The organism is Mangrovactinospora gilvigrisea, assembly GCF_001879105.1.
GTDB lineage: Bacteria > Actinomycetota > Actinomycetes > Streptomycetales > Streptomycetaceae > Mangrovactinospora > Mangrovactinospora gilvigrisea.
In genome coordinates this window covers 26,295-36,983 of record NZ_MLCF01000012.1, presented here as the reverse complement: position 1 = coordinate 36,983, position 10,689 = coordinate 26,295, and the positions used below count along the sequence as shown (strand labels likewise).

At 69.6% G+C, this 10,689-nt stretch carries 9 protein-coding genes; 2 read left to right on the top strand and 7 right to left on the bottom strand.

Going from position 1 to position 10,689, the window contains the following annotated elements; genetic code table 11:
* The 4 genes from BIV57_RS04175 to BIV57_RS04160 all read right to left on the bottom strand — a co-directional run.
* Positions 1-508, bottom strand: a 508-nt coding sequence (locus BIV57_RS04175; protein ID WP_139275436.1) for a DeoR/GlpR family DNA-binding transcription regulator, incomplete at its 3' end; no start/stop codon positions are given.
* 4 nt (positions 509-512) lie between these two features.
* Positions 513-1,367 carry a carbohydrate ABC transporter permease gene (locus BIV57_RS04170; protein ID WP_071655265.1) on the bottom strand — a complete coding sequence of 285 codons (855 nt, stop codon included), beginning with the start codon at positions 1,365-1,367 and terminating at the stop codon, positions 513-515.
* Complete coding sequence (locus tag BIV57_RS04165; RefSeq protein ID WP_071655264.1) at positions 1,364-2,278, bottom strand: carbohydrate ABC transporter permease; 915 nt, start codon at positions 2,276-2,278, stop codon at positions 1,364-1,366. The genes BIV57_RS04170 and BIV57_RS04165 overlap by 4 nt, the downstream gene beginning before the upstream one ends.
* A 7-nt stretch (positions 2,279-2,285) precedes the next feature.
* Positions 2,286-3,638: an ABC transporter substrate-binding protein gene (locus tag BIV57_RS04160; RefSeq protein ID WP_071655263.1), complete on the bottom strand. Its 1,353-nt coding sequence runs from the start codon at positions 3,636-3,638 to the stop codon at positions 2,286-2,288.
* Positions 3,639-4,095: 457 nt separating this feature from the next.
* Here BIV57_RS04160 and BIV57_RS04155 point away from each other — a divergent pair, with 457 nt between their 5' ends.
* Positions 4,096-5,982 carry a 2-oxoacid:acceptor oxidoreductase subunit alpha gene (locus BIV57_RS04155; RefSeq protein WP_419185685.1) on the top strand — a complete coding sequence of 629 codons (1,887 nt, stop codon included), beginning with the start codon at positions 4,096-4,098 and terminating at the stop codon, positions 5,980-5,982.
* Complete coding sequence (locus BIV57_RS04150; protein WP_071655261.1) at positions 5,975-7,060, top strand: 2-oxoacid:ferredoxin oxidoreductase subunit beta; 1,086 nt, start codon at positions 5,975-5,977, stop codon at positions 7,058-7,060. Before BIV57_RS04155 ends, BIV57_RS04150 begins: the two co-directional genes overlap by 8 nt.
* Positions 7,061-7,325: 265 nt before the next feature.
* Here the strand turns inward: BIV57_RS04150 and BIV57_RS04145 are convergent, their stop codons facing one another.
* The 3 genes from BIV57_RS04145 to BIV57_RS04135 form a co-directional block, all read right to left on the bottom strand.
* A complete protein-coding gene (locus BIV57_RS04145) occupies positions 7,326-8,960 on the bottom strand; it encodes an FG-GAP repeat domain-containing protein (RefSeq protein WP_175548655.1) in 1,635 nt (544 codons plus the stop codon).
* Positions 8,961-9,299: 339 nt separating this feature from the next.
* On the bottom strand, positions 9,300-9,959 hold the full coding sequence (locus BIV57_RS04140; protein ID WP_071655259.1) for a response regulator transcription factor: 660 nt from the start codon (positions 9,957-9,959) through the stop codon (positions 9,300-9,302).
* A gap of 78 nt (positions 9,960-10,037) precedes the next feature.
* Entirely contained in the window at positions 10,038-10,679 is a 642-nt protein-coding gene (locus tag BIV57_RS04135; RefSeq protein WP_175548654.1) for a sensor domain-containing protein, read from the bottom strand.
* Positions 10,680-10,689 lie beyond the last annotated feature (10 nt).

Below are 10,689 nucleotides of genomic sequence, written 5' to 3'. Positions count from 1 at the left end.
CCGCCACCGGCCCCACCAGCGCCCCCGACGGCGTCCGCAGGCCCCCCACCAGAATCACCGTCAGCCCGACGAGCCCCGCCCCCTCCAGCACCTCCGCCGCCGGCGGCGAGTTCGTCACCACCGTGAGCCCCGCCACGACGCCCCCCGACGCCGCCACCGCGGCCAGCTCCCGGGCCAGCGCGAACGTCGTCGTGCCGGCCGACAGGCCGACCGCCGAGCCGGGCCGGATCAGCGCCACCGCCGCCCGGGCGATCCGCTCCTTGGCGTCCGCCTCCCACCCCCGCTTCGCCGTGAACCCCGGCTCCACCACCGCGGAGCCCAGCACCGCGCCGCCGTGCACCTTCTCCAGCAGCCCGCGCGACGCCAGCTCCGCCAGGTCCCGCCGCACCGTCATGTCGGAGACCCGGAAGCGCGACGTCAGCTCCCCGACGCGCACGCTCCCGCGCCGCCTCGCCTCCTCCAGGATCTCCGCCTGACGCTGCCGGGCGAGCGCCCTGCCCTCCGCCACGTCGTCATCCCTTCCCCGAGCCCAGCGTCAGTCCCGAGATGAACTGCCGCTGCAGCAGGAAGTAGATGATCAGCGTGGGCAGCGCCGTCATCAGCGCCCCGGCCGCCAGCAGGTTGTCGTTGGTGAAGTAGTTGCCCACCAGGTTGTTGAGCGCCGAGGTGATCGGCATCTTGCTCCCGGTGGAGATCAGCACGATCGCCCAGAAGAAGTCGTTGTAGATCCAGATGGAGAGCAGCGTGGCCAGCGCCGCCAGCGGCGGCCGGCACAGCGGCAGGATGATCTGGAAGAACTGCCGGGCCACGCCCGCCCCGTCGACCAGCGCCGCCTCGGTGAGCTCGTGCGGGATGGTCTTCATGTAGTTGGCGAGCACGAACGTGGAGAACCCGCTCTGGAACGCCACATGGATCAGCACCAGCCCCAGCAGCGTGTCGTACATCTTCCCGCTGCCCGAGCCGAGCCCGGGCACGTCCAGGTAGAGCCGGTAGAGCGGGGTGATGATGACCTGCTGCGGCAGCAGGTTGCCGGCCGTGAAGAGCAGCAGCAGCGGGATGTTCCACCAGAAGGAGAACCGGCTCACCACGAACGCCACCGCCGCCGCGAAGAGCAGCGTGATCAGCACCCCGGGCACCGCCACCAGCACCGTGTTGCGGAAGTAGCCGGGGAACTGCGCCTGCGACCAGGCGCTGGTGAAGTTGGAGAAGGTGAGCGACTTCGGCCAGGACAGGTACCCGTGCTTCTGGGTGTCGTCGTAGGGGCGGAACGCGGTGAAGACCGCCCACAGCAGCGGCGCCAGCCAGGCCAGCGCCGCGGCCATCAGCAGGACGTGCAGCCCGATGCGGCCGCGCAGACGCACCGTCATCGGCCGTTCCCCTCTCGCCTCTCGCGCCGGAAGGTCACCCACAGATAGGGGATGATCGCCCCGAGGGAGATGACCATCAGCACCACGGCGATGGCCGATCCGTAGCCGATCCGGCTCGCCTCGCCCACGATGTTCTGGGTGATCAGGATGGAGAGCAGCTCGGTCCCCTGGGCGCCCTTGTTGAAGACCCAGACGATGTCGAAGGCGCGCAGCGCCTCGATGATGGTGACCACCAGCACCACGATGTTGATGGGCTTGAGCACCGGGAAGACCACATGGCGGAAGGCCTGCCAGCCGCCCGCCCCGTCGAGCGCCGCGGCCTCCTTCAGCGACGGGTCGACGCTCTTGAGCCCGGCGAGGTAGAGCACCATCAGATACCCGGCGTGCCGCCAGATCGCCGCCACCAGCACCGCCCAAAGGTTGAGGTGCGGGGAGCCGATCCAGTCCAGGTAGTCGCCCGGCTTGTTGGTGTGGAAGAGGCTGTTGATGAGCCCGTTGTCCGGGTCGTAGACCAGTTTCCAGACGAATCCGATGACCGCCGTGGAGACGACCACCGGCAGGAAGAACGCGGTCTGGTAGAACTTCGTCAGCCTGATCTTCTTGTCCAGCTGATAGGCGAGGAACATCCCCAGCGGGGTGCCCACCAGCAGGAGCGCGGCCAGCCAGATCAGATTGTGCTCGACGGCCGGCCAGAACTGCGGATTGATGGAGAACAGCTGCTTGTAGTTGTCGACGCCGTCGAAGGTGATGGTGCTGAGTCCCCCGACACCGGTCCAATTGGTGAAGGAGAGCACGATCGAGGCGATGGCCGGCAGCCACACCAGGCACAGGGCGAGCAGGGTGGGGATGCCGGCCATCACCGCCACGACGACCTTGTCCCGCTTGGTCAAGCGGTGGACGCGCGCGGTCATGGCACCTCTAGGAGCTGGCGTAGATGGACTTCTTCTGGGCCTCGATGTTGGAGAGCTTGGTGGCCGCGAAGGTGTTGGGCGAGCGGACGAAGTCGGCGAGCGCCGGGATCATCACGGTGGACACGAAGGTGGGGTTCCCGTCCCGGTCCATGAACTGGGTGAGGTTCTTCGCCCCGGTGATCAGCGCCGCCTCCTTCTTCTGCAGCGCGGTGTTCTTGGCGTTGTCGAAGTCCTTGGCCGCGGCCAGCTCGCTGCTGTCGAGGTCGAGGTAGGCCTTCTCGCCGGCCGGGCTGCCGAAGAACTCCAGCACCTTCGTCGCCCCGGTCTTGTTCTTCGGCGACTTGCTCATCATGAAGCCGTCGCAGGGCGCCTCGACGGTGTCCATGCCCCACTGCGGAGTGATCTCCGGGAAGGGGAAGAAGTCCAGGTCGGCGAGGGCCGCCGGGTCGGTGGTGAACTGCTGGACGGCGGTTCCCGCGCCGGCCACGATCATCCCGGCCTTCTTGTCGCGGACGAACCCGGTGGCGTCCTCGGTCTTCCGGCCGGCCGCGCCCTGCTGGTGGTAGGGCATGATCGACGCCCACATGTCGAAGGTCTTCTTGACCCGGGCGTCGGTCCACGACTCCTTGCCGTGCATCAGGTCGACATGGAACTGATAGCCGTTCAGCCGGAAATTGATCTGGTCGAACGTGCCCATCACCGGCCACTGGTTCTGGTTGCCGAAGGCCAGCGGCACCAGGCCGTCGCCCTTCATCTTCTTCAGCAGCGCGGTGAACTGGTCCCAGTTGGCCGGGATGGTGTAGCCGTGCTGCTTGAAGACGCTCTTCCGGTACCAGATCGCCCACGGATAGTAATAGAGCGGGACGAAGTAGTACTTTCCGTCGAGGCCCTTGCTGAGCGCCTGGATGGCCGGGGTGAAATGGCTGCCGATGGTCTGCCAGACGTCGTCGATCGGACTGGCCAGGCCCTGCTTGGCGAAGAACTGCATGCGGTATCCGGCGAACCAGGTGAAGACGTCGTCCGGAGTGCCCTGCAGATACGAGTTGATCTGGTTCTGGAAGTTCTCGTGCTGCTTGACGTTGACCTTGAGGGTGTCGCCGGTGGATTTCCCGGCGGCCGCCCAGAGTGCGGCGTAGGCCTTCTTCGGGACCGCGTCGGACCCGTTTGAGCCGAGCGTGACGGTCTTGCTGCTGCTGCCGCCCCCGCCGGAGCCCCCGGAGGAGGATCCGCAGGCGGCGAGGAGCGGCCCCGCGGCCGCGGCGGCGGCCCCGGCGAGCAGCGCGCGCCGGCTCGGGGTCCACAGCGCCGAGGGGCCGTGGTCGGGCGACGGGCGGGCGGATGGTGCACGACGAACGGACATGACTGCCTCCGTGTGCGGCGGTGCGGATTGGAGCACGTACTCACACGTTCGAACGGTGCATCGCACATAACATCCCGCTGTTTCGACGCCGTCAAGGGTTTGCGCAACGGTCGCGTCGGATTGTGAACACGTCTCAACATCCCTGGTATCGCGCCGAGTTGGGGATGCGGCGGCTCCGCGGGGCCCGTCCGGCGGTCGGGGGCGGGGCGCCGACCGGGGCGCCCCTCGCGCCGCGTCCGGGCCCGGACGTCGGACGTCCGGCCCCGGAGATCGAACGCACACCCGAATCCGGCTCCGGGGGAATCCGAGCCGAAAGGCCTAGGTTCATCGACGGGGTGACCGCCATCCGGACGCCCCATGCAAAGGGCACTGCAAATAGGGGAGCCTTACCGCCGTACGATGGTCAGCGGGTGGGCAGGTGCGCTCGGACGGGCCGCCGGCCGGGCAACGCACCCCGATACCAGGGAGGTCCATTTCCGTGACCAGGCAGGTCAAGCAGGTCAAGCAGCTCGACCGCGTGATCATCCGATTCGCGGGCGACTCCGGCGACGGTATGCAGCTCACCGGCGACCGGTTCACCTCGGAGACGGCGTCGTTCGGCAACGACCTGTCGACGCTGCCCAACTTTCCCGCCGAGATCCGCGCACCCGCCGGTACGCTGCCCGGCGTCTCCTCGTTCCAGCTGCACTTCGCCGACCACGACATCCTGACGCCGGGCGACGCCCCGCACGTCCTGGTCGCGATGAACCCCGCCGCGCTCAAGGCGAACATCCCGGACCTCCCCAAGGGGGCCGAGATCATCGTCAACACCGACGAGTTCGGCAAGCGCGCCCTCTCCAAGGTCGGCTACGACGCCAACCCCCTCGAGGACGGGTCCCTCCAGGCCTACAACATCCACCCGGTCCCGCTGACCACCCTCACCCTCGAGGCGCTGGCCGACTCCGGGCTGGCCCGACGGGACGCCGAGCGGGCGAAGAACATGTTCGCGCTCGGCCTGCTCAGCTGGATGTACCACCGGCCCACCGAGGCCACCGAGGGGTTCCTGCGGCAGAAGTTCGCCAAGAAGCCGGAGATCGCCGAGGCGAACGTCACCGCCTTCAAGGCCGGCTGGAACTTCGGCGAAACCACCGAGGACTTCGCCGTCTCCTACGAGGTCGCCCCGGCCAGGCTGCCGCTCGGCACCTACCGCAACATCTCCGGCAACCTCGCCCTCGCCTACGGCCTCATCGCCGCCGGCGAGCGCTCCGGCCTGGAGCTCTTCCTCGGCTCGTACCCGATCACCCCCGCCTCGGACGTGCTGCACGAGCTGTCCAAGCACAAGAACTTCCGGGTGCGGACCTTCCAGGCCGAGGACGAGATCGCGGGCATCGGCGCCGCGCTCGGCGCGGCCTTCGGCGGCAAGCTCGGCGTCACCACCACCTCCGGGCCCGGTGTGGCGCTGAAGTCCGAGACCATCGGGCTCGCCGTCTCCCTGGAACTGCCGCTGCTGGTGGTCGACATCCAGCGCGGCGGCCCCTCGACCGGCCTGCCCACCAAGACCGAGCAGGCCGACCTGCTGCAGGCGATGTACGGGCGCAACGGCGAGGCCCCGGTGCCGATCGTCGCCCCCGCCACCCCGTCCGACTGCTTCGACGCGGCCATCGAGGCCGCCCGCATCGCGCTGGCCTACCGCACGCCGGTCTTCCTGCTCTCCGACGGCTATCTCGCCAACGGCTCCGAGCCGTGGCGCATCCCGACCGTCGAGTCGCTGCCCGACCTGCGCGTCGAGTTCGCCACCGCGCCGAACCACGTCAACGAGGACGGCACCGAGTCCTTCTGGCCCTACAAGCGCGACCCGGAGACGCTGGCCCGCCCCTGGGCCGTGCCCGGCACGCCCGGCCTGGAGCACCGCATCGGCGGCATCGAGAAGCAGGACGGCACGGGCAACATCTCCTACGACCCGGCCAACCACGACTTCATGGTCCGCACCCGGCAGGCCAAGATCGACGGCATCGAGGTGCCCGACCTCGAGGTCGACGACCCGGACGGCGCCGCCCGCACCCTGGTGATCGGCTGGGGCTCCACCTACGGCCCGATCACCGCCGCGGTCCGCCGCGTCCGCTCGGCCGGCGGCGAGGTCGCCCAGGCCCACCTGCGCCACCTCAACCCCTTCCCGGCCAACCTCGGCGAGGTGCTGGCCCGCTACGACCGGGTGCTGGTCCCCGAGATGAACCTGGGCCAGCTCGCGCACCTGCTGCGCGCCAAGTACCTGGTCGACGCGCAGTCCTTCACCCAGGTCCGCGGCCTCCCCTTCAAGGCCGAGCAGCTCGCCGCCGCAATCGAGGAAGTTTCCGCCAATGTCTGAGGTCAACGGCTCCAACGGGGCTTCGCTGAACGGGCACTCTCTCCTCTCGCTGGTGCCCAAGACCGAGGTCGACCGCACCGCGAAGGACTACAAGACCGACCAGGAGGTGCGGTGGTGCCCCGGGTGCGGCGACTACGCCGTCCTCGCCGCCGTCCAGGGCTTCATGCCGACGCTCGGGCTGGCCAAGGAAAACGTCGTCTTCGTCTCCGGCATCGGCTGCTCCTCGCGCTTCCCGTACTACATGAACACCTACGGGATGCACTCCATCCACGGCCGCGCCCCGGCGATCGCCACCGGCCTGGCCAGCTCCCGCCCCGACCTGTCGGTGTGGGTGGTCACCGGTGACGGCGACGCGCTCTCCATCGGCGGCAACCACCTGATCCACGCGCTGCGCCGCAACGTCAACCTGAAGATCCTGCTCTTCAACAACCGGATCTACGGCCTGACGAAGGGCCAGTACAGCCCCACCTCCGAGGTCGGCAAGATCACCAAGTCGACGCCGATGGGCTCGCTGGACCAGCCGTTCAACCCGATCTCGCTGGCGCTGGGCGCGGAGGCGTCCTTCGTCGCCCGCACCATCGACTCCGACCGCAAGCACCTCACCTCGGTGCTGCAGGCCGCGGCCGAGCACCCGGGCAGCGCGCTGGTGGAGATCTACCAGAACTGCAACATCTTCAACGACAACGCGTTCGAGCCGCTGAAGGACCGCAGCACCAAGGCCGAGGCGATCATCCCGCTGGAGGCCGGCGAGCGGATCCGCTTCGGCGCCGACGGCGGCAAGGGCGTGGTGCGGGACGCCGAGACGGGCGAGCTGCGGGTCGTCGAGGTGACGCCCGAGAACGAGTCGGACGTCCTCGTCCACGACCCCCACGCGGCCTCGCCGGTGACGGCCTGGGCCCTGTCGCGGATCGCCGACCCGGACACCCTCCACCAGACCCCGATCGGCGTCTTCCGCGACGTCAAGCGCCCGGTCTATGACACCCTGATGCGCGAGCAGCTCGACCTCGCCGTCGACAAGAAGGGCCCCGGCGACCTGGGCTCCCTGCTCACCGGCTCGGACACCTGGACGGTCGCCTGACGCTCCGTCGGGCGGCGCGAGCCGGCCGGCAACCGGGCTGCTCGCCGGTATTGCAATCCGTGTGACGAGCAATCCGTGTGACGACCGCGGCTGACGGCTGTTCGTCGAACCCACGCGACCGGCCCCGCGGAGGTCTCCCTCCCCGGGGCCGGCGCGAAAGCCGTCGTGGACGTCGCCGGAGCGACGCACCGGGTGGCGGTGGCCGACGGGCCGGCCAGGGTCTGGATCGCCCCGGGGCCCGCCGGGCGCCGCGTCACCGTGACGGTCAGTACAGGTACTTGAAGGTGAAGCCGCTGGTGGCGATGGACACCCGCGCGCCGAACTTGCCGTTGCCCAGGCCGGCGTAGAAGTACAGCCCGCCGGTCTTGGACTCGGCGATCAGGTCGGCCTTGCCGTCGCCGTTCATGTCGCCGGGGGAGGCGATCGTCGTGTACTGGTTCCAGCCGGAGGAGCCGATCAGCACCTTGCCGCCGAACCGGCCGTTGCCCAGGCCCGGGTAGAGGTACAGGGCGCCGGTGGAGGTCTGGCGGGCGACGATGTCGGCGATGCCGTCGTTGTTCAGGTCGCCGCCGCCGACGATGGCGTTGTACTGGTTCCAGCCGCCGGTGCCGATCTGCACCCGGCCCTGGACGCTCAGGCCGGTGCCGTTGCCGGCGTAGTAGTAGAGGTTGCCGGAGGTGTCCCGGGCGATCAGGTCGCCCTTGCCGTCCTGGTTCAGGTCACCGGGGCCGGTCACCAGGTTGTAGGACTTCGAGCCGCCGGCCAGGCCGTTGGTGTCGTTGGCCGCGTAGGTCTGGTAGTTGTAGATGTGGCCGTCGTAGTTGTCCTTGCCGACCAGGTCCGGGTAGCCGTTGCTGGTCAGCGCGTTGGCGAAGGCCAGGTACAGCTGGCTGGGCGGGAAGCCGCCGACGTCGCTGGTCCGGGTCTTGCCCTGGAAGCCGCCGTCCCCGTTGGAGCCGTACCAGTACAGCGTCCCGGCCGCGGTCTGCCCGATGAACTCGTGCTTGCCGTAGAACGGGATGTTGCCGCCGCCGCCCAGCTGGGTGGTGTACTGCCATCCGTCGCCCACGGCGGTCGGCGCCGCGAAGCTGCCGTCGCCGTTGCCGTGCATCAGGTACAGGGTGCCGGTGCCGGTGGTGTCGCGGACGGCCAGGTCCGGGTAGCCGTCTCCGTCGTAGTCCCCGCCACCGATGATCTCGGTGTACTTCTGGTACCCCGTGCCCAGCAGCTTCTTGGCGGAGAGCGTGCCGTTGCCCAGCCCGTTGTACTCGTAGAGGCTGCCGTCCAGCGTGCGGGCGAGCAGGTCGGCGTTGCCGTCGCCGTTGAGGTCGCCGGCGCCGATCAGCTCGTCGTACTGCTGCCAGCCGCCGTGGCCGATGGTCACGGGCGAGCCGAAGCCCTTGCCGGTGCCGGGGTAGAACACCAGGTCGCCGCTCGGCGTGCGGGCGAGCAGGTCGGCGTTGCCGTCGCCGTTGAGGTCACCGGGGATGAACAGCTTGGAGTACTTCTGGAACCCGGTGCCGACGGTCGTGTAGCCCTCGGCGGACAGGCCGTTGGCGTTGCGGATCCCCGCGCCGCTGAACAGCCGCAGGTTGCCGCCGAGCGAGAGGCCGAGGACGTCCGGCACCCCGTCACCGGTCAGGTCGCCGGGGTAGAGCCAGTCCTTGACCTTCTCGGCGCTGTCCGGATACGCGACGGTGTCGGCGTCGACGCGATCCTTGTAATAGGTGTTGCCGTCGAGCGCGGTGTAGAGGAAGTCCGAGGAACCGTCGCCGTTGAAGTCGCTGCGGAAGGACGCCGGCTTGCCGTCGGCCGACTCGACCGGGTGCGGCTTCACGGCCGCGCGCGTCATCGGCTTGTGGAACGTCGGCTGCGGAACCGCGATCCGCGGCGAACCCACGGTGCGAGCGTGGCCGTCCGCGGAAGAGGTCCCGGCAGCGGCCAGGACCAGCGCGGCGCTCGCGGCGACAGCCGCGGCGACGCGCGAAAAACGCATACGAGTGCCCGAGGACACGAGTGTGAACCCCCACAGGAAAGACCGGGCCTGCCGCCCGGCATCGGCGCCGCGGCGGGAGGCAGACACCCAAGTGCCGCGTGCGGTGTAAAGATAAGCAGCGATTCAGCTTTTGACCATCCATCGGCTGCCGGTAAAACACCACACGGACCACATTCCTGAACCGTACAACCTTTCGCGCGCACCGCCGGTCGACACAGAAAGTGCCGTCCGCCCCATCCGGAACTACCGCCTCAGATAACGCACCACGGCGAGCACCCGGCGGTGGTCGTCCCCGGACGGGCCGAGCCCCAGCTTCATGAAGATGTTCGAGACGTGCTTCTCCACCGCGCCGTCCGAGACGAAGAGCGACTTGGCGATCGCCGTGTTGGTGCGGCCCTCCGCCATCAGCCCCAGCACCTCGCGCTCACGGGGCGTCAGGCCCGCCAGCACGTCCTGGCGGCGGCTGCGGCCCAGCAGCTGGGCGACGACCTCCGGGTCGAGCGCGGTGCCGCCGTCCGCGACGCGGACCACCGCGTCCACGAACTCCCGGACGTCCGCGACCCGGTCCTTCAGCAGATAGCCGACGCCCTTGGTGGAGCCGGTCAGCAGCTCGGTGGCGTACTGCTCCTCCACGTACTGCGAGAGCACCAGCACCCCCACCGAAGGATGCGTCTCGCGCAGCCGCACGGCGGCCCGCACCCCCTCGTCGGTGTGCGTGGGGGGCATCCGCACATCCGCGACCACCACGTTCGGGAGCTGGCCCTCCGCCGCCAACTCGTCGACGCAGGCGACCAGCTCCTCGCCGTCCCCGACGGCCCCGACCACCTCGTGCCCCCGGTCGGTGATCAACCGGATCAGCCCCTCCCGGAGCAGCACCGAATCCTCGGCGACGACAACCCGCACGTGTTCCCTCCCGACATCCGGCCCTGCGGCACGTATCGTCCCCCATCATTCCGTACCGCGGGGCCGGACCGGGACGGGTCAGCCGCGCCGCCGTCCCAGCAGACCGCGCACCAGTGCCGCGTCCACCGCCGTCAGACCGCGCATCACCCAGGGCGTGACCAGCACCAGGACCAGCCCGGCGGCGGCCGTGGCCCACACCCACACGCCCGTCAGATAGAAGTTCTCGGGGTGGTCGGTCCAGAAGCCGTAGAACTGCATCCCGGGGTCGCTGGTGTAGCGCGGGTAGACCCAGGCCCACGCCGGATAGGTGAAGAGCGCCCAGCCGGTGGCGAGCAGCGTCGCGCTCATCACGAAGGTGACGATCGACCAGGGGAAGGAGACCACCGCGTACAGCACGGCCTTCCAGCCGGCCGGGTCGCCCAGCCGCCGCCACATCCGCAGCCACACGCCGCCGGAGCGGTCCGGCAGCGGCTCGGGCGCCTCCACCGCGGCGCGCGGGCCGAGCAGCGCGGCCGCCCGGCCCCGCTCCATCGCGCCCAGGCCGCGCGCCGTGGTCAGCAGCAGCGCCAGCACCGGGATGCCCAGCGCGGTGCTGATCAGCGGGGCGCCCACGCACACCAGCACCAACGACCAGGCGAACATCGCGATCGCCACCGGCAGCCCGCTCCACGCCCACGCATGGGCCCCCCACGCCTGCCGCGAAAACGGCGCACGCAGCATCGTCACCATG

Bases quoted from the DNA above. Each gene is read 5' to 3' on its own strand.
- BIV57_RS04150 (WP_071655261.1), top strand. From the start codon at position 5,975: ATGTCTGAGGTCAACGGCTCCAACGGGGCTTCGCTGAACGGGCACTCT.
- BIV57_RS04135 (WP_175548654.1), bottom strand. From the start codon at position 10,679: ATGCTGCGTGCGCCGTTTTCGCGGCAGGCGTGGGGGGCCCATGCGTGG.
- BIV57_RS04160 (WP_071655263.1), bottom strand. From the start codon at position 3,638: ATGTCCGTTCGTCGTGCACCATCCGCCCGCCCGTCGCCCGACCACGGC.
- BIV57_RS04170 (WP_071655265.1), bottom strand. From the start codon at position 1,367: ATGACGGTGCGTCTGCGCGGCCGCATCGGGCTGCACGTCCTGCTGATG.
- BIV57_RS04165 (WP_071655264.1), bottom strand. From the start codon at position 2,278: ATGACCGCGCGCGTCCACCGCTTGACCAAGCGGGACAAGGTCGTCGTG.